The organism is Mycolicibacter hiberniae (genome assembly GCF_010729485.1).
Taxonomy (GTDB): domain Bacteria; phylum Actinomycetota; class Actinomycetes; order Mycobacteriales; family Mycobacteriaceae; genus Mycobacterium; species Mycobacterium hiberniae.
Genome location: NZ_AP022609.1, coordinates 626165 through 651952, shown reverse-complemented (window position 1 = coordinate 651952; position 25788 = coordinate 626165). Strand labels below are relative to the sequence as shown.

Annotated in this window: 22 protein-coding genes and 1 pseudogene; 12 read left to right on the top strand and 11 right to left on the bottom strand. The window is 68.2% G+C overall.

The features are described 5' to 3' along the window. Complete coding sequence (locus G6N14_RS03095; RefSeq protein WP_234809018.1) at positions 1-456, bottom strand: acetyltransferase; 456 nt, start codon at positions 454-456, stop codon at positions 1-3. Between the two features lie 42 nt (positions 457-498). Between G6N14_RS03095 and arr the strand changes: the two genes are divergently transcribed. Continuing rightward, positions 499-909, top strand: coding sequence for an NAD(+)--rifampin ADP-ribosyltransferase (arr, locus tag G6N14_RS03090; RefSeq protein ID WP_085137005.1), 411 nt, complete (start codon positions 499-501; stop codon positions 907-909). 390 nt (positions 910-1299) lie between these two features. On the opposite strand, the gene G6N14_RS03085 is transcribed toward arr, so the two are convergent. Continuing rightward, positions 1300-2307, bottom strand: coding sequence for an alpha/beta fold hydrolase (locus G6N14_RS03085; RefSeq protein ID WP_234809013.1), 1008 nt, complete (start codon positions 2305-2307; stop codon positions 1300-1302). 249 nt (positions 2308-2556) lie between these two features. After that, positions 2557-3630 carry a redox-regulated ATPase YchF gene (ychF, locus tag G6N14_RS03080; protein ID WP_085137001.1) on the bottom strand — a complete coding sequence of 358 codons (1074 nt, stop codon included), beginning with the start codon at positions 3628-3630 and terminating at the stop codon, positions 2557-2559. 71 nt (positions 3631-3701) lie between these two features. Here ychF and G6N14_RS03075 point away from each other — a divergent pair, with 71 nt between their 5' ends. Together G6N14_RS03075 and G6N14_RS03070 are read left to right on the top strand one after the other, a co-directional pair. Continuing rightward, complete coding sequence (locus G6N14_RS03075; RefSeq protein ID WP_133054950.1) at positions 3702-4856, top strand: DUF6542 domain-containing protein; 1155 nt, start codon at positions 3702-3704, stop codon at positions 4854-4856. Positions 4857-5365: 509 nt separating this feature from the next. Continuing rightward, positions 5366-7096, top strand: a complete 1731-nt coding sequence (locus G6N14_RS03070; RefSeq protein WP_234809012.1) for a SulP family inorganic anion transporter — start codon at positions 5366-5368, stop codon at positions 7094-7096. 34 nt (positions 7097-7130) lie between these two features. Here G6N14_RS03070 and G6N14_RS03065 read toward each other — a convergent pair whose 3' ends face one another. After that, the gene (locus tag G6N14_RS03065; RefSeq protein ID WP_085136998.1) at positions 7131-8147 is read right to left on the bottom strand and encodes a 4-hydroxy-3-methylbut-2-enyl diphosphate reductase; all 1017 of its coding nucleotides are present in this window, start codon (positions 8145-8147) and stop codon (positions 7131-7133) included. A 96-nt stretch (positions 8148-8243) separates the two neighbouring features. Here G6N14_RS03065 and G6N14_RS03060 point away from each other — a divergent pair, with 96 nt between their 5' ends. From G6N14_RS03060 to G6N14_RS03045, 4 genes are read left to right on the top strand one after another with little or no spacing between them, the layout of a single operon-like run. Then, positions 8244-8861: a lipid droplet-associated protein gene (locus G6N14_RS03060; protein WP_085136996.1), complete on the top strand. Its 618-nt coding sequence runs from the start codon at positions 8244-8246 to the stop codon at positions 8859-8861. Continuing rightward, positions 8858-10099 (top strand): exodeoxyribonuclease VII large subunit, encoded by a 1242-nt coding sequence (gene xseA, locus G6N14_RS03055; RefSeq protein ID WP_085136994.1) that lies wholly within the window; start codon positions 8858-8860, stop codon positions 10097-10099. The genes G6N14_RS03060 and xseA overlap by 4 nt, the downstream gene beginning before the upstream one ends. After that, positions 10089-10328 (top strand): exodeoxyribonuclease VII small subunit, encoded by a 240-nt coding sequence (locus G6N14_RS03050; RefSeq protein WP_085136992.1) that lies wholly within the window; start codon positions 10089-10091, stop codon positions 10326-10328. Before xseA ends, G6N14_RS03050 begins: the two co-directional genes overlap by 11 nt. A gap of 43 nt (positions 10329-10371) precedes the next feature. Beyond that, positions 10372-11481, top strand: coding sequence for a 3-beta-hydroxysteroid dehydrogenase (locus G6N14_RS03045; protein WP_085136991.1), 1110 nt, complete (start codon positions 10372-10374; stop codon positions 11479-11481). A 439-nt stretch (positions 11482-11920) separates the two neighbouring features. On the opposite strand, the gene G6N14_RS03040 is transcribed toward G6N14_RS03045, so the two are convergent. Together G6N14_RS03040 and G6N14_RS21420 are read right to left on the bottom strand one after the other, a co-directional pair. Continuing rightward, the gene (locus tag G6N14_RS03040) at positions 11921-14488 is read right to left on the bottom strand and encodes a LuxR C-terminal-related transcriptional regulator (protein WP_179960864.1); all 2568 of its coding nucleotides are present in this window, start codon (positions 14486-14488) and stop codon (positions 11921-11923) included. 146 nt (positions 14489-14634) lie between these two features. After that, positions 14635-14817, bottom strand: a pseudogene (locus tag G6N14_RS21420) (hypothetical protein); the annotation flags it as partial. Positions 14818-14997: 180 nt separating this feature from the next. On the opposite strand from G6N14_RS21420, the gene G6N14_RS03030 reads away from it, so the two are divergent. Both G6N14_RS03030 and G6N14_RS03025 read left to right on the top strand, forming a co-directional pair. After that, positions 14998-16047: an NAD-dependent epimerase/dehydratase family protein gene (locus tag G6N14_RS03030; protein WP_234809011.1), complete on the top strand. Its 1050-nt coding sequence runs from the start codon at positions 14998-15000 to the stop codon at positions 16045-16047. Next, a complete protein-coding gene (locus G6N14_RS03025) occupies positions 16044-17213 on the top strand; it encodes an AI-2E family transporter (protein WP_085136985.1) in 1170 nt (389 codons plus the stop codon). Before G6N14_RS03030 ends, G6N14_RS03025 begins: the two co-directional genes overlap by 4 nt. Here the strand turns inward: G6N14_RS03025 and G6N14_RS03020 are convergent. Further along, positions 17203-17832, bottom strand: coding sequence for a DUF4245 domain-containing protein (locus G6N14_RS03020; protein WP_109559906.1), 630 nt, complete (start codon positions 17830-17832; stop codon positions 17203-17205). The genes G6N14_RS03025 and G6N14_RS03020 overlap by 11 nt on opposite strands. 65 nt (positions 17833-17897) lie before the next feature. Between G6N14_RS03020 and glpX the strand changes: the two genes are divergently transcribed. Genes glpX through G6N14_RS03005 form a run of 3 tightly spaced genes read left to right on the top strand, consistent with a single transcriptional unit; the run spans position 17898 to position 21727 of the window. Next, the gene (gene glpX, locus G6N14_RS03015; protein WP_179960801.1) at positions 17898-18929 is read left to right on the top strand and encodes a class II fructose-bisphosphatase; all 1032 of its coding nucleotides are present in this window, start codon (positions 17898-17900) and stop codon (positions 18927-18929) included. 23 nt (positions 18930-18952) lie between these two features. Next, positions 18953-20356 (top strand): class II fumarate hydratase, encoded by a 1404-nt coding sequence (locus G6N14_RS03010; protein WP_085136979.1) that lies wholly within the window; start codon positions 18953-18955, stop codon positions 20354-20356. Between the two features lie 36 nt (positions 20357-20392). After that, on the top strand, positions 20393-21727 hold the full coding sequence (locus tag G6N14_RS03005) for an MFS transporter (RefSeq protein WP_085136977.1): 1335 nt from the start codon (positions 20393-20395) through the stop codon (positions 21725-21727). A 2-nt stretch (positions 21728-21729) separates the two neighbouring features. On the opposite strand, the gene G6N14_RS03000 is transcribed toward G6N14_RS03005, so the two are convergent. The 4 genes from G6N14_RS03000 to G6N14_RS02985 all read right to left on the bottom strand — a co-directional run bounded on the left by G6N14_RS03000 (position 21730) and on the right by G6N14_RS02985 (position 25780). After that, complete coding sequence (locus G6N14_RS03000) at positions 21730-22320, bottom strand: TetR/AcrR family transcriptional regulator (RefSeq protein WP_085136975.1); 591 nt, start codon at positions 22318-22320, stop codon at positions 21730-21732. A gap of 13 nt (positions 22321-22333) precedes the next feature. Next, entirely contained in the window at positions 22334-23284 is a 951-nt protein-coding gene (locus tag G6N14_RS02995; protein WP_085136973.1) for an oxygenase MpaB family protein, read from the bottom strand. 69 nt (positions 23285-23353) lie between these two features. Continuing rightward, positions 23354-24841: an HNH endonuclease signature motif containing protein gene (locus G6N14_RS02990; protein WP_179960863.1), complete on the bottom strand. Its 1488-nt coding sequence runs from the start codon at positions 24839-24841 to the stop codon at positions 23354-23356. Between the two features lie 90 nt (positions 24842-24931). Further along, the gene (locus G6N14_RS02985; RefSeq protein ID WP_085133826.1) at positions 24932-25780 is read right to left on the bottom strand and encodes a polysaccharide deacetylase family protein; all 849 of its coding nucleotides are present in this window, start codon (positions 25778-25780) and stop codon (positions 24932-24934) included. Positions 25781-25788: the final 8 nt, after the last annotated feature.

Here is a 25788-nt window from a genome sequence, read left to right as displayed (position 1 = left end):
TCAACCCGGTGCGAGCAGTGCCTTCATGTGCAGCAACGGGTATGGCCGATCCGCATCATCAAGCTCAGTGCGGCCGGTGACGACGAAACCGCGTCGAATGTAGAACTCGACCGCTAGCTCGTTCTGCTCGTTGACGTCGACCCGGCGGATCCCGTGCGCGCCGATCGCGTGTTGGAGTAGCGCGCTTCCGACTCCGTGTCCACGGGCGTCGGCGTGGACGAACAACATCTCCAGGTGCTCCCCCGCCGTGCCGGCGAAACCCACCGGATCACCGTCGATCTCGGCGATGGTGAGAAGAACAGCCGGGAAGTAGGTGTCGGCCAACTGGGTTTCGATGGCTGTGCGGTCGGGTTCTGCCAGAAAGTTGTGAGTCGCGTCGACGGCGCTGCGCCAAATCTGCACCAACCGGGGATATTCGGCCGGGCCGACGCAATCACGAATTCGCACCGCGGTCAGATTACCGATCGAGGGCCTCGACGCGTCGATACCCTGTAACCGATGGACGCGATCGACGACGAAGGCCCGTTCTTCCATGGCACCAAAGCCGGATTGGCGGTTGGGGACCTACTCCTCGCCGGCTTCCGGTCCAACTACCGGCCCGAGATCGTGATGAACCACATCTATTTCACCGCGCTGCTCGACGGTGCCGGGCTGGCGGCCGAGCTCGCCGCCGGCGACGGGGAGCCGCGGGTGTACCGCGTCGAGCCGACCGGGGCGTTCGAGAACGACCCGAACGTCACCGACAAGAAGTTTCCCGGCAACCCGACCCGCTCCTACCGCAGCAGTGCGCCGCTACGGGTCGCCGAAGAGATCGTCGATTGGCCGCGATTGACGCCCGAAGCCCTTCGGGAGTGGCGTGATCGGCTGGCCGCGCTGCGCGCTGACGGGCTCGACGAGATCATCAACTGAGCAATGCTCCCCAAGACGCCGATTACGGAAGCCGCCCGCTGAAGCGCGGCCGTGCCGCCGGTTGCCACTGCCCGGTACGGGCTGATGACACGCTCGATGGACAGCCGCACGGTGTCGATCAGCCCGGTCACCTGGCGCCGCCTGGCACGAAGCTTCACCAGGTAGTGACCTCCGATGCACGCCGCGGCCACCACCACAACAATCCACAGCAGCGCCGCCACCAGATAGATCGCTTCAACCACCGACATGAGGATGAGCCTCCCCTACCGCCGTCGCGGTGAGGTCACCGGCGAGACACACGTCGGCGACTTCTCCACCGCGGCAGGCCGGCGCTGCCCCTCCCCCCGTTCGGCGCATCAGCCTGTCGGTTATCGGGCCAGAACCCGCGGGTCAGGTGGCGCTGCGGCCGTCTGTCAGCGCGCGCAGCAATTCCTCATCGGGATCCGCCACCGCTGGGTCGGCCGCTCCGTCGGTGAGTAGCCGACGCCACCGTTCCAGGTCGAAATCCAGCGGCACCGTGTTGGTTATGAAGTCGTCGACGAGGTCGGCGAACCGTAGCGGGTCGTCACGGAACGGGAAATGACCGGAATCGACGAAGGTTTCCAGCCGCGAATGCGGCATCGCGGCGTGTGCGAGCTTGGCGTGCGAATACGGCAACACCTGATCGTGGGTCCCCCAGACGATCATGATCGGGAGTCGTTCGGTGAGATAACTGCGGTCGAGCATGGTGACCATCTGCCCGCGCCAATCCACCACCGCGCGCAGCGTCCGCACGAACGCCGCCCGCTTGTTCGGCGACCGCAAATCACCGAGCACCCGCAAGATCTCAGGAAGATCCACCAGAGGCGGCGGCAGGCTCAGCTTGTCGATCCGCCCCCGAACCATCCGAAGCGTTGTCTCAAATCCTGGCACCGACAGTGCGGCCAGCGCCTGCGGTGCGGCCGGCAGCGACGCCAGCCGCAGCGCGGGGTTGACCTCGCGCGTCACACCGCCGGCGGCTACCAACACCAGCCGCTCAACCATCTGCGGGTACTGGTAGCAGAACTGCATCGCTACCCCGCCACCCAAGGAGTGCCCGATGACCGTTACCTGATTAAAACCTAAGACCGACAGCAGATCTCGCATGCCGTTGGCGAACGCGGCGACGGAATAGTCAGCGCGCGGCTGATCCGAGAGCCCATGACCGAGCAGATCCGGGGCGATCACCGTGTACTTCTGCGCCAACAGGGGGATCAGCGGCTCCCAGGTCGACGAATTGTCTCCGATGCCGTGGATCAACAACAGCGGCGGCCCGTCCCCGGCCACCCGATACGCCCGGCGATATCCGTGCACGGTTCGGTATTCGACTCGGACCGGATCATCCGAGACCGGCCGCAATCGCGGCTTATCCGCAGCCATCCGGTGCTCCATCTATCCGAAACTACCGACAGCTAACCGCCTACCGGCCCGTTGCGCACCCGATGTTTCGACAATTTAACGCGCGAGGCGTTCCCACCACCTGACAGCTCCCCGCGACACCGCCGAAGGCAACGCCACGGGCACCATCGTGCCTGCGCAACCCGCCACGACAACTCGCCGCCCGCTCACGCCGGCACCATCGAAATCGCCAGCATCAACCTCTGGATAAGACGATTTTCGCAACAGGTACTACACGTTGAACCGGAACTCCACCACGTCCCCGTCGGCCATGACGTAGTCCTTGCCCTCCATGCGCACCTTGCCGGCGGCTTTGGCCGCGGCCATGGACCCGGCCTCGACCAGGTCGTCGAAGGAGACCACCTCGGCCTTGATGAAGCCCTTCTCGAAGTCGGTGTGGATCACCCCGGCCGCCTTGGGTGCGGTGTCGCCCTGGTGGATGGTCCAGGCCCGTGCCTCCTTGGGGCCGGCGGTCAGGTAGGTCTGCAACTTCAGGGTGTGGAAACCGGCGCGGGCCAACGCGTCCAGGCCGCGTTCGGTCTGCCCGATGGACTCCAGCAGTTCCATCGCCGATTCGTCGTCGAGTTCGGCGAGCTCGGCTTCGATCTTGGCGTCGAGGAACACCGCGTCGGCCGGGGCCACCAGCTCGCGCAGCGCGGCCACCCGCGCCGCGTCGGTGAGCACCGTCTCGTCGGCGTTGAACACATACAGGAACGGTTTGGTGGTCAGCAGGTTCAGCTCGCGCAGCGGGGCGGGGTCCACCCCGGCCGCGAACAGGGTCTTGCCGGTGTCGAGGATCGCTGCGGCGGCCACGGCGGCCTCGTGCACGGGCTTGCGGTCCTTGTTGTTGCGGGCCTCTTTCTCCAGCCGCGGGATCGCCTTCTCCAGGGTCTGCATGTCGGCCAGGATCAGCTCGGTGGCGATCACCTCGATGTCGGCCTCGGGGTCGACCTTGCCGTCCACGTGCACCACGTCGTCGTCGGAGAAGACCCGCACCACCTGACAGATGGCGTCGCATTCGCGGATGTTGGCCAGGAACTTGTTGCCCAGCCCGGCCCCCTCCGAGGCGCCCTTGACGATGCCGGCGATGTCGACGAACGTCACCGGCGCGGGCAGGATCCGCTCGGAGCCGAAGATCTCCGCCAGCTTGGCCAGCCGGGGATCGGGCAGCGGTACGACGCCCTCATTGGGCTCGATCGTCGCGAACGGATAGTTGGCGGCCAACACATCGTTGTGCGTCAACGCGTTGAACAGGGTCGACTTACCGACGTTGGGCAACCCCACAATTCCCAGGCTCAGGCTCACGGGAAGCCAAGTCTAGAGCGCCGTGCGTGCCGCCGTGCGCCCCCGCCGTCGCCAGCCGGTACCGTCTTCGTGTGGCAGTAGCGCGGGAGAAGTCGGCAGTGGCCGCGGACGACCGTTCCATCTTGCCGACCATCACCGGGCTGCCCTGGTGGAGTGCGGTCGCGGTGGCGGTGGTCGCGACCGCAGTCGGCGTGGCTTTTGACGCCGGCGCCGGCGACAAAGAACTGACCATCGTCTTCTCGACCCTGTATGCGATGGGCTGTCTGGCCGCGGTGCTCATGGTGCAGCAGTCGGCGGTGTTCACCACCGTGGTCCAGCCGCCGCTGATCCTGTTCGTCATGGTGCCAGGCGCGTACTGGCTGTTCCGCGGCGGCGGCTTCCCCGGCCTCAAAGCCATCGTCATCAACTGCGGATATCCCCTGATCGAACGCTTCCCGCTGATGCTGTTCACCGCCGCGGCGGTGCTGCTGATCGGGATGGTGCGCTGGTACCTGGGCATGCTGGACGCCACCGCCCGGCCCGCGGCCCAGACCCCGGCCACCCCGCAACGGGCCACCCTCAGCGGCCGCCTCGGCGCGCTGCTTGGCTCGGTCCTCAATCGCGATGCCGCGCATGCCATCGAGCAGCCGGCCACCCGGGAGAAGCGCCCCGGTGAACGTCCCCGCCGGGCCACCGCGGAGGCCCGCCGGGCCGCGCGGGAGACCTCGGCAGCGCGATCCCGCCCCCGCGCGGGTGAGCGTCGTGGCGCGGCGGGCGGCGCAGCGCCGACCCGTTCGCGGCACGTGCGCCCGGGCATGGACGACGGGAGCGGCCAGCGCCCGCGCCGTCGTCCGGCCGCGGAGGGCCGCGGCGAATCCCCGCAGCAGCGGCGGCGCCGTCCGGCGCCGGAGGCCCGCGACGAGCGCCAGCCCCGCCGGCGGCCCGCCCCGGACTGGACCGCCGAGCCGCGGCCAGTCGGACGCCCGCCGCACGACTCGGCACGCGGCGGTGAGCACTCCCGCGCGCCGCGGGATGTGCCGGGACGCGGCAACCGGCCCGGTGAGGCGCCAGAATCGGTTCCCCGCCGCCGTCAGCCCCCGCCCGCCGAGGGCAGCGGCAACGGAAGCCGCCACCCGGTGTCCCAGGTGCGTTACCGCGGGACCGACGCCGAGGCCGACGAAGCGCAGCGTGGCGCCCGTCCCCGCCAGCAGCGCGGACAAGCCGATTCCTGGGAATTCGACATCTAGCCAGGGCGGCTCCGCCGAGGAGACCCGGGCTGACAGGCTTTGTGTGAGCTGGAATCAGCCATCGCTACGAGCCGAAACTGGCCGATGCGGTTAAACCGGTTTCGCAAGTCCCTTTTTCCGCCCGCAAAAATCGAAGCTGGGTCTCTCCGTAAATTCCGCTGCCAACTTGCTGTGGATGCACCAATGACGGCTCGGGGCTTGGAATTCTCGAGCTGCGTCGGCCTATGATCCCGATGTTGGCGCAGCGCCAACAAGCGGGACTTGCTGATACCGGCTCAGGCCGGTTCGGGGTCAATCGTCGTATCAGAACGACAGATTGGCGCACCCCGCAGCGTGGATTTTACGGAGACTGTGGGTTCAAGTGGCTCATTCAGCATTAACGGCGACCGTGCGCTTTTTCCGGCCCCCACGAATTTGCGCCCTCCCGTTATGAAGGCGGATTGACGCTGCACGAATTTCGGCAGCGCTTTACCAAAACTGCTTTTAGCCGCTGCCGAGAAAGCTGATTCATGCAACATCTCCTGACCGTTCCGACCGAAAAGCCGCGCAATGGCCTGGCCGGCCTGAAGCACTGGCGCTACGATCTGCGGTCGGGTTTCACGGTGGCCCTGATCTCGCTGCCGTTCTCGATGGGAATTGCGGTCACCTCGGGCGCCCCGCCGATCTGCGGGATCGTGTCGGCGATCATCGCCGGTTTTGTCCTGCCGTTCCTGGGCGGCTCGTATGTGACCATCAGCGGCCCGGCGGCGGGACTGGCGCCCGTCTTGTTCGCCAGCATGATCACGCTGGGACAGATCCGCCTCGGTGAGGGCGCCCCGGAATCCGAGTTGCTGGCGGTGGGGTACCCCCTGGTTCTGGTTGCCATCGCCCTTGCAGGCGTGGTTCAGGTGCTCCTTGCCAAGTTGAAGGTGGCCCGCCTGAGCGCCATCTTCCCGGCCGCGGCGATTCAGGGCATGCTGGCCGCGATCGGTCTGATGATCATCGCCAAGCAGATCCCGCTGTTTATGGGCGAGAAGTTCGAGGGCCGCGAATTCTGGGCGATCCTGGCCGAAGTTCCCCGCCACGTCGGGTCAATGAATCGTCCGGTCTTCATCCTGGGGGTTGGTTGCCTGGCGGGGCTTTTCGTCCTGACTGCGCTGCCCGGGCGGCTTCTGAAGGTACTGCCGCCTCCGGTCTGGGTGTTCTTCGCAGGCACGCTCGCCAGCGTCTTCATCCTCAAACTGGACAAGCGCTACCTGATCGAAGTCCCGAGCTCGCTCATAGACGGGATCGTCCTGCCCCAGTTCGGCACTGTGTTCGCCCATCCCGAACTTTGGCTGGCTCTGGCCTACCTGGTGCTCACCCTGGTCTTGATCGACGGGGTCGAGTCCCTGGCGACAATAGCGGCCGTCGACAAGATCGATCCCTTTCGGCGCCGCTCCGACCCGGATCGGACCCTGCAGGCCATGGGAGCCTCTAACGTCGCCTCGAGCGTGCTCGGTGGCCTGACGATCATCCCCGGCATGGTCAAGAGCACTGCCAATATTCTGGGCGGGGGCCGGACCCAGTGGGCCAACTTCTACAACGCCTGCTTTCTGTTGATATTCGTGCTGCTGTTCAGCCACCTGATCAACAAGGTCCCGCTGACGGTGTTGGCCGCCGTCCTGGTCTTCATCGGCTACAAACTGTGTCGGCCCGCGGTGTGGCTCAATGTCGCACGGGTCGGGACGGAGCAGGTCGTCATCTTCGTGATCACCTTGCTCGTGACGTTGACGACGGACCTGCTCATCGGTCTTCTCGCCGGCGCCGCCGTGAAATTGGTATTGAATCTGTGGTTGGAGAGCCTGTGGCACACGTCGCGCACCGGCTCAGATTCCGCCGAGCCGGGCCTTACCGGTCGATTCGTCAGTCTCTTCCGCAACCCGGTGACACAGCGGGATTTCACTGAGGGCGCCTACCACCTGTACCTGGACGGTTCCCTGGTGTGTTTCAACCTGTTCCACGTCATTCGGGAATTGGGGCAGTATCCACCGGATGCCCAGACGGTGCAGCTGCACCTGAGCTCGCGCGTACCCCTCGTCGATCACACGACGAGTGAGACCCTGCGATATTTCCTGGAGGAGTTCAGCGGCCAGGACAACAGGCCGAAGCTGACGATCGAGGGATGGCACCACATGCGGCCCCTCTCCAAGCACGAGACGAGCACGCGGATCGCCCTGGCCGACGTCACGGCGTTAGGGCGCCCCCACAGAGCGGACTGACCTCAGCAGCGCCCGGGGGACGCCGCACGTGCAGCTAGCGTCGGCTCGGCCGGATCTCGCGGGGCAGGGCGAACACCAGCGTCTCGTTGGCCGTGGCCACCGGGAACACCGTGGCGTAGCCGTACTCGGCCAGCCGCTCCAGCACCCCGCGGACCAGGATCTCCGGCACCGAGGCACCCGAGGTGACGCCGATGGTCTGCACCTGGCCGGTCTCGGGTGTCAGCCAGGCCGGGTCGATGTCGTCGGCGTAGTCGACCAGGTGGGCGGCGCGGGCACCGGCACCCAGCGCCACCTCGACCAGCCGGTTGGAGTTCGACGAGTTGCGCGACCCCACCACGATCACCAGCTCGCACTCCGGGGCCATCGCCTTGACTGCGGTCTGGCGGTTCTGGGTGGCGTAGCAGATATCGTCGCTGGGGGGATCCTGCAGGTTGGGGAACCGCGCCCGCAGCTTGACCACGGTCTGCATCGTCTCGTCCACGCTGAGCGTGGTCTGTGACAGCCACACCACCTTGTTCTCGTCGCGCACCCGCACCGAGTCCACCGCGTCCAGGCCGTCGACCAGCTGCACGTCCTCAGGCGCCTCACCGATGATGCCGACCACTTCCTCGTGGCCGGCGTGGCCGATCAGCAGGATGTCGTAGCCGTCGCGGGCGAACCGCTTGGCTTCGTTGTGCACCTTGGTCACCAGCGGGCAGGTCGCGTCGATCACCCGCAGGCTGCGCTCGGCGGCCGATTCGTGCACGGTGGGGGCCACCCCGTGCGCGGAGAACACCACCATCGCGCCTTCGGGCACCTCGTCGGTCTCGTGCACGAAGACCGCGCCCTTGTTCGTCAGGGTGTCCACAACATGCTTGTTGTGCACGATCTCGTGGCGCACGTACACCGGTGCGCCGTGCTTCTCCAGCGCCCGCTCGACGGTCTCCACCGCCCGGTCCACTCCCGCGCAGTAGCCGCGCGGCTCGGCCAGTAACACCCGCTTCCCGGTGTGGGTGGCGGGGACGGGCGATCCCGGGTTGGCAGAGTTCTCCACATCGAGGGTCGGCGGCATGGCAACCAGCGTACGGTCTGCCGACTCGGGACCGCCAGCTCGCGGCACGCCACCCGATGCTTGGAGATGAACGGCAGGTAAGGCAGTCTGGAGGCCATGGCAAATGCACCCTTTGGAGTCCGGCTTCTGGTCGGCGCGGCCACCGTCGCGGTCGAGGAGACCATGAAGCTGCCGCAAACCATCCTGACCTACCCGATGACGCTGGCCAGCCAGGCCGCGCACGCGGTGATGCGCTGGCAGCAGGGCGTCGCTGACCTGGTCAACAAGGGCGACTCCACCCTCGAGTCACTGTTCCCGCCCAAGGATGAGCAGCCGGAGTGGGCCACCTTCGACGACGACGACGGCGGCAACGCAGCGGCCTTCGACGACGCCGACACCGGTCAGCGCACCGAGGGGCGGTTTGCGCTCTATTCGTTCAGTGACAGCCGCGAGGACGACGACGATGCCGACGATGCCGTTGCCCCGCCGAGCGAGCCCGCCAAGGCCGACACCGGCGCCGCAGGCAGCCAGGGCGGGGGCGCGCAGGTGCCTGTCCCCGACCTGGTCGACGAACTGGACTACGGCTCGCTGACGCTGGCCCAGCTGCGGGCCCGGCTGGCCTCGCTGAGCCTCGACGAGCTGGAGACGCTGCTGGCCTACGAGGAGGCCACCAAGGCCCGGGCCCCGTTCCAGACGCTGCTGGCCAACAGGATCACCCGCACCACCGCCAAGTGACCGCCCCCGCCCCGGGCGAATCCGCCGAGAACCCCTTCCCGGTCCGCGCGGTTGCCGTCCGGGTCAAGGGCTGGATCGACCGGCTGGGGTCGGTGTGGGTGGAGGGGCAGCTGACCCAGATCAACCTGCGCCCCGGGGTACGCACGGTGTTCATGGTGCTGCGCGATCCGGCCGCCGACATGTCCCTGACGGTGACGTGCAGCCCGGAGCTGGTGGCCGGGTCGCCGGTCAAGCTGACCGAAGGCACCCAGGTGGTGGTGTGCGGCAAGCCCAACTTCTACACCGCCCGGGGGACCTTCTCGCTGCGTTTGAGCGCTATCCGCGCGGTGGGCATCGGTGAGCTGCTGGCCCGCATCGAACGGCTGCGCCGGCTGCTGGACGCCGAGGGGTTGTTCGATCCGCGGCTCAAACGGCCCCTGCCGTTCCTGCCGGGCACCATCGGCCTGATCACCGGGCGGGCCAGCGCCGCCGAGCACGACGTCATGACGGTGGCCGGCACCCGCTGGCCGGCGGTGCGCTTCGCGGTGCGCAACACCGCGGTGCAGGGGCCGACGGCCGTCGCTCAGATGGTGGCGGCGTTGCGCGAGCTGGACGCCGACACCGCCGTGGAGGTGATCGTGCTGGCCCGCGGCGGCGGCAGTGTCGAGGACCTGCTGCCGTTCTCCGACGAAACTCTGTGCCGGGCGATCGCCGCCTGCCGCACCCCCGTGGTCAGCGCGATCGGCCACGAACCCGACAGTCCGCTGTGCGATCTGGTCGCCGACCTGCGCGCGGCCACCCCCACTGACGCGGCCAAGAAGATCGTCCCGGACGCCGCCGCCGAACAGGCGCTGGTCGACGACCTGCGCCGCCGCAGCGCGCAAGCCGTGCGGAACTGGGTGGTGCGCGAGGACCGCGTGCTCGCCCAGTTGCGCAGCAGGCCGGTGCTGGCCGACCCGCTGCGCGCGCTGACCGAGCGCGGCGACCAGGTGCAACGTGCCCTGAGCGCGGTGCGCCGCGATGTGACCCGGCTGATCGACGTTCAGGCCGAACGCGTGGCGCATCTGTCGGCGCGGCTGGCTACGCTGGGCCCAGCCGCCACCTTGGCGCGCGGCTACGCCGTGGTCCAAGCCCTCGGCGCCGGCGGGCCGCAGGTACTGCGATCGGTCGAGGACGCCGCGCCGGGCACCCGGTTGCGGATTCGGGTCGCCGACGGTGCGATCGCAGCGACAAGTGAAGGACGCATCGATGGCAGCTGAGCGCGATCCGCTGACACCCGTTAGTGAGCTCGGCTACGAGCAGTCCCGCGACGAGCTCATCGATGTGGTGCAGCGCCTGGAGCAGGGCGGGCTGGACCTCGACGCCTCGCTGAGCCTCTGGGAAAGGGGCGAGCAGCTGGCCAAACGGTGCGAAGAGCACCTGGCGGGCGCCCGCCGCCGAGTCCAGGAAGCGCTCGACGCCGAGCCCGGCGACGAACCCCAGGCGTGAATTCGGCCACTAGAACTGGAACACGTTCAGTTATGCTCGCCCGATGGGTGATCCATCACTGACTACCGAGCTGGGCCGGGTTCTGGTCACGGGGGGCTCCGGATTCGTCGGCACCAATTTCGTCAGGACCCTGCTGGAGCGCGGCTACCGGGTGCGGTCCTTCGACCGCGCTCCGTCATCGCTGCCCGAGCATCCCAACCTGGAAAAGGTCGAAGGCGACATCTGCGACCCGCAGACGGTGGCCGCTGCGGTCGCCGACATCGACACGATCTTTCACACCGCCGCGATCATCGATCTGCAGGGCGGCGCCAAGGTCACCGACGAGATCCGCCGGCGCAGCTTCGCGGTCAACGTCGACGGCACCAAGAACCTGGTCCTGGCCGGGCAGCGCGCCGGAGTGAAACGCTTTGTCTACACCGCCTCCAACAGCGTGGTGATGGGCGGCAAGGCCATCTCGGGCGGCGACGAGAACATGGCCTACACCACCAAGTTCAACGACCTCTACACCGAGACGAAGGTGGTCGCCGAGAAGTTCGTGCTCGGCGAGAACGGCGTTGACGGCATGCTGACCTGTTCGATTCGCCCGTCGGGAATCTGGGGCGACGGCGACCAGACCATGTTCCGCAAGCTGTTCGAAAGCGTGGTCGCCGGTCACGTCAAAGTCCTGATCGGCAGCAAACACGCCAAGCTCGACAACTCCTACGTGCACAACCTGATCCACGGCTTCATCCTGGCCGCCGAACACCTGGTGCCGGGCGGATCGGCGCCCGGCCAGGCCTACTTCATCAACGACGGCGAACCGATCAACATGTTCGAGTTCGCCCGCCCGGTAGTCGAGGCGTGCGGCGAACCGTGGCCCAAATTCCGGGTTTCCGGGCGCATGGTGCGCGACGTCATGTTCGCCTGGCAGTGGCTGCACTTCCGCTTCGGCCTGCCCGAGCCGATGCTGGAGCCCGGTGCGGTGGAGCGGCTTTACCTGAACAACTACTTCTCGATCGACAAGGCCCGCCGCCAGCTCGGCTATCAGCCGCTGTTCACCACCGAACAGGCGATGGCCGACTGCCTGCCGTACTACAAGCGGCTCTTCGAGCAGGTCAAAGCCGAGGCGCACCCGCACCTGGCGACGGTGGTCGCCGAACCGCATCCGGAGTAGTCGACGCCGCTCACAGCCGATGCATTTCCCGCGCCATGGCGGCATCTCCGAAAATGTCGTTGGGCTGCGGTGGGCAGTGCCGTGGTGGCCAGCCGGTACCCTCGGTCGGCCTCGGGAACACCGCGCGTACCGCGCCGATCACCAGAGTGGAAATAGCGTGCGTCACGGGGATGACGGATACGGACATGACCTGCCCTCCTCCGTGTGATCGACAAATCGTCACTCCCGTTCGGGGAGGTGCGCTCAGTGCCGCACCACGGCAGGCTCACCCGGCTTCGATGGCGGATTACTTAGCCGTTCAAAATCCCAGATCGGCAATCGTCCCCACTGCCTTGCAAGCCGGTGACCAATTAATCGGCAGCCGCGGATTGCGGTCCCCCGAACACCAATAGCGCGCCACCCTCAGTAGCGCGCCACTGCAATCTGACTGCTCCCTGACTCAGGTCCGATGCCGGGGCCGTAGGGCCGCGAGTTCGTCGCGGTTGGTGGTGCCCGTTTTCAGCATCGCCCGGTAGATATGGCTTTCCACGGTGCGCACCGACAGGGTCAGTCGCTCCGCGACGGCGCGGTTGGACAGTCCCTGTCCGATCAGCATCACGATCTCGGTCTCCCGGTCGGTCAGCGGCAGCGGTTCGGCGGCCTGCCGGAAGGCCGGGGTGCTCGCGCCGCCGCATCGTTCGGCCAGCGCTGCCGCACGCGCGCAGCAACCCAACGCCGACCCCCGCAGGTCGTGGCGGCGGTAGGCCAGCGCGGCGTGGGCCATGGCATCCACGGCAGCCACCACGTCCTCAATGCCCTCGAAATCCTCGGACACCGCTGACAATTCCGGCCCGTCGCCGTCACGCAGCGCGGCCGCGAACCGGGCGGCGATTCCCGCACGCGGCCCCTCGACCATTGCCGCCAGCTCGCACAGCCGTGGCGCACCGGAGCTGTCGCCGAACTGTGCGGCGGTCTGCAGGCACATCACTTCGGCGGCGAACTGACCGCGCGCCCCGGCCCGCTGCGCCGCCGCCAGCACCATGGCGATCGCCTCGCTGACCGCACCCTGGGCGGCCGACACCCAGGCGCGGGCCAGGCTCCGCTCATAGTCGAGCGGCCGGAATGGCCGCCGCAGCCCGTCGAGCTCATCGAGCGCACCGGCGGCCTCGCCGGCCGCACCGCGCATGGCCAGTGCGGTGATGCGCGGCAGCAGATACCGGTATCCCCAGCCCAGGGCGTGGCCGGTGCCGGCGAATCCGGCGTCGGCTCGGTCGAGCAGTTGGCCGGCGGCATCGAGGCGGCCGGCCCACACCGCCGCACGACCGGCGATTGCGGTGCCGAGCAGCTGCGCCGCGCCGGGCAGGTCAGCGGCCCTGCGGCGCGTCTGTTCCGCCACGTTGCGGGCTTCACCATTGCAGCCTGCCAGCACCAGGGCGCTGACATGCGCATCGGCGATGTTGAACATCATCTGCGGGGCATCCAGCGAGCGAGCCGCAATGGCGTAGCCGGCGTTCGCGGCGGCCAGGGCCTCGTCCAGTCGTCCGGCGTCCGCACACACAGCGCTGAGCACCCAGGCGATTTCGACGCCGACGACCGGCGGAAGGCCGTGCAGATCCAGCTGCCCGCAAGCGTGCCGCGCCAACTCGAGCTCATCGGTGGCAAACCAGTACACGGCCAGAAATGCGTCGATGTAGGCGCGGTCTGTGGCCGACACGGTGCTCGCGGCGGCGTCGATGAGTTCCTTGGCGCGCTGCGGTTCGCCCAGTGCCCAGAGCATGTTGCAGGACCGCAGGTACGCCAGCTTGGCGCGGTCTCGGTCGGTGAGGTCGTCGGTAATGACCTGGGCCAGCACCGCATCGGCCTGCTCACCACGTCCCAGCCACGACAGCGCATGTGCGGAGATGAAGCTGGCCTCGGCACCGGCGCCGGCCCGGACGGCCGCCCGCGCCAGGCGATCGGCCAGGGCCAGGTCGGCCAGCCAGACGGCGCCGCTGGCCGCCTTGGTGAACAGCTCGGCGTCCGGCGCGAGATCGGATTCAAGGGCCAACGTCGCGCGACGGACCACCGCAGCGAGGTCCTCGCGGTCCTCGGATGCGGCGAGTTCTTCGGCGACCGCGCCGCGCAGCCGTCGCAGCCGGGTGGCGGCCGCGCGGCTACGGCACACCTCCCCGTACAGCGGGTGTGCCAGCCGTACCTGCACCCCGCCGGTGGCGGGCTCAAGGGCGATGAGACCGCGGGTCTCGGCCTCTTCCACCGCAGCCGAACTGGTGATGCGGCTCAACGCCGCCAGATCGAGTGGCTCCCCGACAGCGAGCACCTCGATCACGTCGCCGACCGGCCTGGGCAGCCCCGCGATGCGGGGTTCGAGAAACCCGGCGAGGCCGGCCGGAATGGTCGGATCACCGATCCAGCGCCAGTATCCGTGCTGGCGAACGATTCGGCCTTCGGCCATCTCGTGCTCGACGATATTGCGAAGGTACAGCGCATTACCGAGCGTGAGCCGCCACAACCGTTGGGCGGCGGCGAAATCCACCGGACCGTCCAACGTGACCGACAGCAACTCGGCGGTCTCCTCCAAAGACAGCGGCTCCAGATCAAGCCAGGTGAACCGGCCGGCCGCCCATATCTCATGCACGGATGCGGGAATCGGCGCATCGACACGGACGGTCACGAACACCTTGGCCAGGCCGCGCTGCACGATCTGATGCACCACGAATGCCGACAGGTCGTCGATCAGATGCACGTCGTCGACACCGACCACCGTGGGCCCCGAAGCCGTCAGCGCCTCGATCACGCTGCGCACCAGCAGGACAGTATCGGTGACCGCCGGCGGTACCCACTCCGCGAAGGCACCGAGCGGGACGCTTCGCGCCACCGATGTGCAGACCGCCCAACGCACGTGGCACCCCTGCGACGCCACAGCGCTGAGTGCCTCACGGCAGACCCGGCTCTTGCCGACCCCTGCGGCGCCGCAGACCACGGCACCGGCGACCTCCGTGCTCGACAGGGTCTCCTTGAGCACATACATCTGTTTGATGCGGCCGGTCAGTGTCCACGACAAGGCTATTGGGCTCACGTCATCGCCTCCGCCATCACGACGTGGCCGGGGTAGCCGCAGATCGCCGCCTTCTGCCGGTAACGTTTGGCGTACTCGCCGTAGGCGGCGCAGTCACCCCGGGCCCGGCCCACCGCCGCTGCGATGCCCCTCGAATGGACCACATCGGCGAACAGCACCGTCACCTGCTTGTACTCCGCGGATGCCGAGGCGGCGGTGGTCGCCGCACCGCAGCAGTGACAGAACCGCGCGCCGGCCAGGCACTGACTGCCGCAGGTGGGGCAAGTGGTCGCCGCTGTCATCGCTGCGCCGCCGATCGTGATCCGGTTTTCTCCGCTCGGAAAAGAATATGCATTTCTTTGCTAATCGATGTTTTTTTAACCGAATCGCCCCCGGTCAAGCCGTAAATTTGCCCGCGCGCAAAGTCGGGTGTGCGCGGAAGCGGCATCGCGCGAGGGGATTTTCGGCTAAGGATGGACGGTGTGAAAACGGTGCTGGTGACCGGAGCGTTCGGTTTGGTGGGTTCAGCGGTGGTCCGCCGGTTGGCGGCCGACGGCGCAGACGTGGTCGCCACCGACCTCGACATCCCGGCCAATCGAAAAGCCGCGGCCCGACTGCCGAAAGCGGTACAGGTGCGCTACGCCGACCTCACCGACCCCGCAGCGGTCACCGAACTGGTCGCCACCGTCAAACCCGCCGCCATCATCCACCTGGCCGCGGTGATCCCGCCGTTCATCTACCTGCGCCGCGAACTGGCCTACCGGGTCAACGTGGAGGCCACCGGCCACCTGCTTGCCGCCGCGGCCCGCGAACCCGACCGGGCGCGCTTCGTTCTGGCGTCCAGCATCGCGGTGTACGGCTGCCGCAACCCGCATTCGGTTTCCGGCGTGCTGACCGCCGAGACCCCGACCCGTCCCGCCGACGTCTACGGCGACCACAAGGTGCGCGCCGAACAACTGGTCCGCGACTCGGCGCTGCAGTGGGTGATCCTGCGACTCGGCGGCGTGCTCACCGTGGATCCGGGCCCCTACGTCAATCTCGACAACCTGTATTTCGAGCAGCTGCTGCCCGCCGACGGCAGGCTGCAGACCGTGGACGTACGAGACGTCGCCGCGGCGTGTGTGGCGGCCACCACCGCGCCCGTGGTCGGCGAAACCCTGCTGGTCGGCGGCGACGACTCCCACCGGCAGCTGCAGGGCGATGTGGCCCCGGCGATGGCGGCGGCCATGGGTTTGGTCAACGGGATGCCTCCGGGCCTGCCCGGCGACCCCGACAACGATGACGGGTGGTTCAACACCGACTGGATGGACTGCCGACGGGCCCAGGAGGCGCTGGACTTCCAGCACCACTCCTGGCCGCAGATGCTGGCCGAGGTCACCGCCCAAGCCGGCGTGAAGCGGTACCTGCTGGGGATGCTGGCGCCGCTGGCCCGCGTCGTGCTGCGCCGGCGTTCCCCCTACCACCGCACCGGCCAGAAGTTCGCCGACCCGTGGCGGGCCATCACCGACAAGTGGAGTGATCCACGCCCATGAACCAGGAATTCACCCTCAACCAACGGCGCGCCCTGGCCGTGTTCACCGTGCTGGCGCTGGCTTTCGGCGCGTACTTCCTGCGCACGTACTTCGTGCTGATCGTGGTCGCCGCGGTGGGCGCCTACCTGTTCACACCGCTGTTCCGGTGGCTGAGCCGCCGGCTGCCGACCGGCCCGGCAGCGGCCGGCACGCTGCTGGCGGCACTGGTCGCGGTGATCGTTCCGGTCAGTCTGTTGGTCTTTCTGGCGGTCGTGCAGATATCGCGCGCCGTGGGCGAGGTCGCCGATTGGGTACAGGCCACCGATCCCAACGCCCTGGGCGACAAAGTGCTGAAGTTCATCAACAGCGCGCTGGCCAAAGTCCCGTACCTGCACGTCGAGCTGACCATGGAAACGCTGCGCTCGGCGATGGTGAATGTGGCGCAGAAGGGCGGCGAGCTGCTGCTGCACGTCCTGGAGGGCGCCGTCGGCGGTGTGGTCGGCGCGGTCACCTCGGCGGTCATCTTCTTGTACGTGTTCCTTGCCCTGTTGACCCACCGCGAGGAAATGCTCACATTGATCCGCCGGCTCAACCCCCTGGGCGCCGAGGTGACGGACCTGTACCTGGCCAAGATGGGCTCGATGGTGCGCGGCACTGTGGGCGGACAGTTCGTCATCGCGGCCTTCCAGGGGGTGGCCGGCGCCACCTCCCTGTACATCGGCGGGTTCCACCAGGGGTTCTTCATCTTCGCGATCGTGCTGACCGCGTTGTCGATCATCCCGCTCGGGGGCGGCATCGTCACCATGCCGTTCGGCATCGGGATGGCTCTGTTCGGCAATGTCCTCGGCGGGTTGTTCGTGTTCTTCTTCCACCTGATCGTGGTGACCAACATCGACAACTTCCTGCGCCCGGTGCTGGTGCCCCGCGATGCCCGGCTCAATCCCGCACTGATGCTGCTGGCCGTCTTCGCCGGTATCGGCATGTTCGGCTTCTGGGGCATCGTGATCGGCCCGGTGCTGATGATCATCATCGTCACCACCATCGACGTCTATCTCGCGGTGTATCACGGCGTGGAAATGCAGGAACAGAACCGCGAACGCACAAAACGGCGGGGCAACCGGCTGCGGCGGTCGGCCTCTCGGGGGGCGAAGGCCGACCCCCGCCCCGCGAACGCGCCTACCGGGTAGCCGGCAACGGCGGCTGCGACTGCACGGCCGCCGCCAGGGTCCGGAACAGCGCGGGGCTGCCGGCGCCGGTGATCGCCAGCTGCGTCGCCCCGGACGGTGCGGCCAGCCGGGTGGTCCACACCGGTTCGCCGTCGCCCTGATACACCACCCAGCGGGTGCCCTCGACGTCCTCGGTGCCGGTGGGGTGCAGATTGGGCTGGATCGAGGCGACCAGGGCGCTCTCGTCGGCGTTGCTCTGGGTCAGACTCATGTAGATCCCGCTCGGGCTGATGTAGCCCACCCGCGAGGTCACCGCGCGCAACCGCTGCCCCGAGGCGTCGGTGCGCCCGTCGGTGATGCTGCCGCGGGCGCCGGAGTTGGGTTGCCAGCCTTCGGGCAGCGCCGGCAGCCGCACCGGAAAACCGAGGGTCTGCGCGTCGGCGTTCAATGCCGCGACGGCGTCGTAGGACGGCACCGGGCCGGGGGTGACGCCCCCGGGGCGAAACGCGCACGTACCGGCCAGACCGGCCAGCGCGACACAGGCCAGGACCAGCGGCACCAGCGACCAGAACATGTCGCGGCCGTCCTGCAGCAGACGTGGTTTCGCAGGCTTGGGCGCCGGTTGGGGCTCGTTGGTCACGGAAGCCAGTATCCCAGCTCGATCGAGCCGATCCGGCTCTGGGAGAATCATGAGCCGTGACTGGCATGACGGGACCAACGCGACGCGAAGCCCCAGACCGCAACCTGGCCATGGAGCTGGTGCGGGTGACCGAGGCCGGAGCCATGGCTTCTGGCCGATGGGTGGGCCGCGGCGACAAGGAAGGCGGCGACGGCGCGGCCGTCGACGCGATGCGCGAACTGGTGAACTCGGTGTCGATGCGCGGAGTGGTGGTGATCGGCGAGGGCGAGAAGGACCACGCGCCGATGCTCTACAACGGCGAAGAGGTGGGCAACGGCGACGGTCCCGAATGCGACTTCGCGGTCGACCCGGTGGACGGCACCACCTTGATGAGCAAGGGCATGCCCAACGCGATCTCGGTGCTGGCGGTGGCCGAGCGCGGCGCGATGTTCGACCCGTCGGCGGTGTTCTACATGAACAAGATCGCCGTCGGCCCGGATGCCGCGGACGTACTGGACATCACCAAGCCGATCGCGGACAACATCGCCGCGGTGGCCAGGGTCAAGGGCCTGTCCGCCCGTGACATGACGGTGTGCATCCTGGACCGGCCCCGGCACGCCCAGCTGATCGCCGACGCCCGGGCCACCGGGGCGCGCATCCGCCTGATCACCGACGGCGACGTGGCCGGCGCCATTTCGGCGTGCCGGCCGGACTCGGGCACCGACATGCTGGCCGGGATCGGCGGAACCCCCGAGGGCATCATCGCCGCGGCCGCGATCCGCTGTATGGGCGGAGCGATCCAGGCCCAGCTGGCGCCCACCGATGACGCCGAGCGACAGCGGGCCCTCGACGCGGGCTATGACCTGGATGCGGTGCTGACCACCGAGGACCTGGTCTCCGGCGAGAACGTGTTCTTCTGCGCCACCGGCGTCACCGACGGCGACCTGCTCAAGGGGGTGCGCTACTACCCCGGCGGCTGCACCACCCAGTCGATCGTGATGCGTTCCAAGTCCGGCACCGTCCGGATGATCGAGGCCTACCACCGGCTGTCGAAGCTCAACGAGTACTCGGCCGTCGACTTCACCGGCGACTCCCACGCCGCCTATCCCCTGCCCTGACGTCAAGCGAGGACCGAACAGCTATGAGCGAGATCGAATACCGCATCGAACACGACACCATGGGCGAGGTCCGGGTGCCGGTCACCGCGTTGTGGCGTGCGCAGACCCAGCGCGCGGTGGAGAACTTCCCGATCTCCGGGCGCGGCTTGGAGCGCACCCAGATCCGGGCGCTCGGTCTGCTCAAGAGCGCGTGTGCGCAGGTGAACGCCGACCTGGGTCTGCTGGCCCCGGAGAAGGCCGCCGCCATCAAGGCCGCCGCCGCCGAGATCGCCGACGGCAAGCACGACGACCAGTTCCCCATCGACGTGTTCCAGACCGGCTCGGGCACCAGCTCCAACATGAACACCAACGAGGTGATCGCCTCGATCGCCGCCACGGCGACCCCTCCTGTTGTTGTGCACCCCAACGACGACGTGAACATGTCGCAGTCCTCGAACGACACGTTCCCCACCGCCACGCACATCGCGGCCACCGAAGCCGCGGTGCGCCACCTGATCCCGGCGCTGCAGGTGCTGCACGACGCGCTGGCCGCCAAGGCCGCCGAATGGCGCACCGTGGTCAAGTCCGGCCGCACCCACCTGATGGACGCCGTCCCGGTGACCTTGGGTCAGGAGTTCTCCGGTTACGCCCGCCAGATCGCCGCCGGTATCGAGCGCGTGCAGGCGACGCTGCCCCGCCTGGGTGAGCTGGCTATCGGCGGCACCGCCGTGGGCACCGGCCTGAACGCCCCCGACGGATTCGGCGCCAAGGTGGTCGAGGTGCTGGTCGCCGAGACCGGGATCACCGAGCTGCGCACCGCGAAGAACTCGTTCGAGGCCCAGGCCGCGCGTGACGGCCTGGTGGAGGCATCCGGTGCGCTGCGCACCATCGCGGTGTCGCTGACCAAGATCGCCAACGACATCCGCTGGATGGGCTCGGGCCCGCTGACCGGTCTGGCCGAGATTCAGCTTCCCGACCTGCAGCCGGGCAGCTCGATCATGCCGGGCAAGGTCAACCCCGTGCTGCCCGAGGCGGTCACCCAGGTGGCGGCGCAGGTGATCGGCAACGACGCGGCGATCGCCTGGGGTGGCGGCAACGGCGCCTTCGAGCTCAACGTCTACATCCCGATGATGGCCCGCAACATCCTGGAGTCGTTCACGCTGCTGGCCAATGTCTCCAAGCTGTTCGCGCAGCGCTGCATCGTCGGCCTGGTGGCCAACGAGGAGCACCTGCGGCAGCTGGCCGAGTCCAGCCCGTCGATCGTGACACCGCTGAACTCCGCGATCGGCTACGAGGAGGCCGCCGCGGTGGCCAAGCAGGCCCTCAAGGAGCGCAAGACCATCCGCCAGACGGTGATCGACCGCGGCCTGATCGGTGACAAGCTCTCGGAAGCCGAGCTGGACCGCCGCCTCGACGTGCTGGCGATGGCCAAGGTGGACGAGGACTAGACCGGACGCCGGGGCCATCGGATGCGGTGACCGGCGATGAGCACCGATGCCGTCGGGTCGGCCGTGGGCCGGTCGACGATGCGGAAAGTGACGCGCCGGCTCATCCCCTTTCTGGCGCTGCTCTATTTCGTCAACTACCTGGACCGCGTCAACATCGGCTTTGCCGGGCCCAACGGCATGAATGCTGCGCTCGGCATGAGCGCGACCATGTTCGGATTCGCCTCGGGCATCTTCTTCTTCGGCTATCTGCTCCTGGAAGTGCCCAGCAACATCGCGCTGCACCGCTTCGGCGCTCGGCGCTGGCTGGCGCGCATCATGCTGACCTGGGGCATCATCAGCACCGCAATCGCTTTCGTGCCCAACGCGCCAACCCTGGTCGCCCTGCGGTTTCTGCTCGGGGTCGCCGAGGCGGGATTTTTCCCCGGCATCATCTTCTATCTCACGCTCTGGTTTCCCGCCAAGCAGCGCGCCCGGGCCGTTTCCCTGTTCATGGTGGCGGTCCCGGTGTCGACGGCGATCGGGGCCACCTTGTCCTCGCTCGTCATCGACTGGGGACACGGGGTTTTCGGGCTTGCCGGGTGGCGGTTCATGTTCCTGGTCGAGGGCCTGCCGGCGGTCGCGCTGGCATTCGCCTGCTGGTTCTATCTGACCGACCGACCTGCCACGGCCCGCTGGCTCGACGCCGACGAACGCCGTTGGCTGGAAACCACGTTGGCCGACGAACAGGCGACGGCCGGGACCGATCGGCACTGGCCGCTGATGAAGACGCTGCGCCACCGCAAGGTCCTGACCCTGGCCTTCGTCTACTTCGGCATCGTCTACGGGCTGTACGCGGTCGGGTTCTTCCTGCCGACCATCATCGCGGGCTTTCAGCAGCAGTTCGGCAGCCACCTGAGCATCATCGAGCGCGGGCTGGTGACCGCCGTTCCCTACGCCGTCGCCGCGATCGTCATGGTGCCCTGGGCACGCCATGCCGACCGGACGGGAGAACGGATCTGGCATGTGGCGCTTCCGGCGATCGCCGGCGGCGTGTGCATCCCGGCAGCGCTGCACATGGCCAACCCCTACCTGGCGATGGTTGCGATCACGGTGACGACGTGCTCGATCATGTGCGCGATGCCGGTCTTTTGGGCGCTGCCCCCGACGTTCCTGACCGGAGCCGCGGCCGCCGGGGGCATCGCCTTGATCAACTCGCTGGGCAACATCAGCGGCTTCGGCGGCCCGTACGTCACCGGATGGCTCACCGGTGCGACCGGCGACGGCAAAGCCGCCATGTGGGTGGTGGGGGCATTCCTGCTGTCGTCGGCGGCAGCGGTGATCAGTCTGCGGACCGCCCCGCAGCCGGCTCAGGTCAGCGACGGCGCGCCGTAGCGCTACCAGACCAGCGGCGCCAGGAACTTCTTCGCGTAGGCACGCACCGCCGCCTCGTCACGCGCATCGAGTACCGGCGTCGGCATCTGCGCGATGGAGGCGGCCAGGCGCACATGCAGCTCTGCGACGGCCGCCAGGTCTGCGTCCGGCATGGTCGCTCCGGCTGCCCGCAGCGCCTTGGCCATGGCGGCCGAGGCGCTCTCGAGGATCACCTCGGCCTGCTGGTACATCCCGGCCATCATCGGCGCTCCGGCGGCGTCTAGGCGCAGCAGCTTGCGCACCACCGGGTCGGTGGTGAGCACGCGCAACCCGGCGCAGAACCCCGCCACCGCGGCCTCGTGCGGTCCGGCGTCCACGGCCACCGTGCGCAGCTGGACCATGGCGTCCTCGAATGCCCGCCGGCCCACTTCGGTGATCAGCGCGTCGCGGGTGGGAAAGCGCCGGTAGAGGGTGCTGCGGCTGACGCCGGCCTGGTGAGCGATGACGTCGAGGCTGGCGCGCCCCACACCTACCAGCCCGACTTCCTCGGCGGCCGCCTTGAGGATGGCCGCCTCTTGTTCGGCGGGGCTGGCGTTACTGCGTCGCGGCGTCATCGAGTCTGGGCTGTCATCGCATCGGGCACCCGGGGGGCGCGAAGGACTCCAGCGCCACCGAGCGGTGCGTCTTGACCAGCTTCTCGTACTGCATCCGGTTGTAGGCCAACGGAACCAGCACCACCCGGTCGGGCAGCGTCCGCCAGGCCAGCTGCAGCAGCTGGGTGTAGAGGGAGAACTCCGCGTCGTGGCGGGGCTCCCATTCGAAGCCGGTGAGCTTGCGGACCCCGGGGTGCATGATCCCGAACGAGCAGATCTTCACCACTCGGCCCGCCCCGGCGCTGAGCACCGACCACAACGGGGCGGCGGCGGCACGGACCGGGGCCGGCACCACCGAGGGCATCGGCAGCCGGGTCAGGCCGGCGGTCACCCGATCCAGAAACGGGTTGGCGGCCAGTTCGGTGCGGACCACCTCGTCGTAGTAGGCGACGGCCTCGGCGTAGGTGGCCGGAAACTTGCTCGACTTGCCGGGCAGCTCGAGCGCCCCGAACGCCTCGAGGAGCTGCTGGTAGGCGGCGTCGCGCTCCGCCTCGTTCCAGGCGATGCCGGTGACCGGGGTGAAGGAGTTGAGCGTGACGAACATGCCGCTCAGCGCTATCCAGTTCCACAGTCGTGGGTTGAGCGCGCTGTAGCGGACGTCGGCGAAATCGCCTTTGCCGCGGCCGTGCACGTCGCGGTGCATCCGTTTGAGGCGCTCCGCCTCGGCGGCGCGGTCCGCGGCGTCGCCCCAGATGGCCAGCAGCGCCGAATATCCGCTGCGGATTGCGCGGTCGGTGAAGTTGCTCTCAAAGCGCCCGGTCTTGTCCACCGCCGCGGCCACCGGTACCAGCGCCACCTCGTCGAACGCTGCGGCGCCGAACAGGCCCGACAGCACGCTGCCGGAGTGCCTGCGGAACTGGGCCATCACCTTGGGCCGGACCGGTTGGCCCGAATCGATGCTGGCGTCGCTGATCACTGCCGTCATCTGGCCTCCTCGGCTGTATGACACAAAGAATAGTTTTCTGTGTCACAGTGTCAAGAGTCGAGGGTGCCGCTAGAAGGGCGGTGGGTCGTCGAGGTCGATGCCGGAGGCTACCTGCGGGAACCAGACGACATTGAATGCGGCACGCCGGGCTTGGCGGGCTTGGCGGTTTTGGTTGCGTTCGGTCGCGATGCGGGCCGCGCGGTGTTGGGCGCGGGTGCGCCGGCGCCGCGGCATCATCGCGGTGCGGTCACCGCACGCAGCAACCGATTCCCGCTGCGGCGCCGGCAGATCCCCCGTCGGCGCGCACAGCTGCGGGAACACCAGGGCGCTGCCCGGGGTGGTCACGTAGGTCTGCCCCGACGGCGAGGTCAGGATCACCGTTCCGTCCGGCAGCTGCTGGTCCCGCCACCCCCAGAAGGTTTTCACCAAATGATGTGTGCGGCAATAACACTTCAGATTCGACGCATGGGTCGCTCCGCCGTCGCCGAATGCGATCGTGTGGTCGATGTCGCAGTCGGCCGCCGGCCGGTCGCACCCCGGCCAACGACACGTCAGGTCCCGGCAACGCACAAAATCCGCCAATGCTTTCGAGGGCACATACCCAGGCTCGGCCGGGGCATCGGCAGGGTGCACCAGCGGCACTGACCGAGCCGACTTGGCCAGCTCTGCGATCAGCTCCGGCGGAAGCAGGCCATCGGCCTCCACCAGTGATCCCGGCTCCTCACCCACACCGTCGACGGTGGCCTGCCCGGCGATCACGTGAATGACGACCGGCGACGCTCCCGGACGCCCTCCCGCCGAACAGTCCGGGCGACCGCAGCGACAGCCCAGCCGGTCCGCCCGCGCCGCCAGCGCGCCCATCGCGTCGGCACGCCGCTGGCCAAGGTCGCGAGGATCGTGCTCGCACACCGTGGCGGCCAACGCATCCAGCGCCTTGTCCACAGCGCGGGCATCGGGAGTGAACAGGCTGCCGCGGATCTCCGACATGCCGCCCTCGGCAAAGTCTTCGATGACGATCTCACGTTCGGCCTGCCGCTCTCGGCGGCGCCGCACCGCATCCTTGTCGGCCTTGGCGACGATCTTGTCGATGCGCCCCGCCAACCGGCTCAGGGTCAACGACGGCCAGCGGGCCACCTGCGCCGCCAACTGGCCATCCACCGCCGCCAGCACGTCCGCGTCGGTGATCAGACCGGTGCGGTACACGATCGTCTGAAACATTCGGATGTCGATATCGCCGGCCTTGAACACCTGCGCCACCTTGGGCAACTGTTCGCGCATCGCCCGCGCGTACCGCAGACGGCTCGCCGCCAGCCCCTGGCTGATCCGCAAACCCGCGGCAACCTCGGCGGCCACCGCCGCCTCGGTGTCCACGGCCCACTGCGCGGTCTCACCGCACCGGCTCAGCCGCAGCGCGAACAACTCGCCGATTGCGGCCAGGTGCGCCGCGGCGGCCCGATTCTCCGCCCGCGCCGTGGCACAGATCCGCTCCACCAGGGCAGCCGACTCCGGCGTCTGGGGCGGATAGCGCCGCCGGAACCGCTCACTGAGCCGCGCCATCGCCTCCGGAGACGGAACCCTCGGCGACTGTTCGAACACACGTTCGATTTTAGCAGCGTCCACTGACAACATATCCCGGATCCGCGGCCATCAGGCGCCGTTGTTGGGTCCCCCCGAATTGGCCCCGGCGATATCGGTGATCGGGAAGTTCGGCATCGGCGGCGGCGAAGGTGTGGCCGGCAGCGCCGGGATATCCGCCGTGGGAATGTCGTGCAGCTCGTTGGCCGGCGGACCGTTCTCGCGTCCGCCGTACACGCTTCCCGGTGCGCGCGGCCCGAGGAGCTCGCTGACCGTGACCAGGTGGTAGCCGTTGGCTTTGAACACAGGCAGGAACTGATACACCAGGTCGACGGTCGAGGAGTAGGTGTCGTGGAACAGCACCACCGAACCGGGCCGGATCTGCGTCATCAACATGTAGCGGGTGGCGGCGGTGTCGGCGTCGTTGATCCAGTCGAAGGGAACGACATCCCACAGAATCCCCGCCAGGCCGAACTGGGCGGCCTGCGCATTGACCGCATCATCGGTGAGCCCCCCGGGCGGCCGCCACAAGGTCGGCGTGTGCCCGGTGGCCGACCGGATGGCGTCGTTGGCCTTGGCGAACTGAGCCGGCACGTTCGCTGCGGGAATCGTGGTCATGTTCGGGTGTTCCCAGGTGTGACTGCCGATCTCCATACCGGCTTCGGCGATCCGCTTGGCAGCCAGGGGGTTTGCTGCCACCTTGTTGCCGATCAGGAAGAACGTGGAGCGTGCCCCGGCATCGTTCAACACCCGCAGCAGCCGATCGGTGTAAGGCGAGGGCCCGTCATCGAATGTCAGGGCCACACACTTGACCACCGCACAGTCCACCGGGTCCGCCGTGGCCTCGTGCACCTGACTGGTACAGGCGGCGAGCACCGCAACAACCGTCGCGACAACACCGACGCGCCAGGGTTTCACCACCCCGGCAG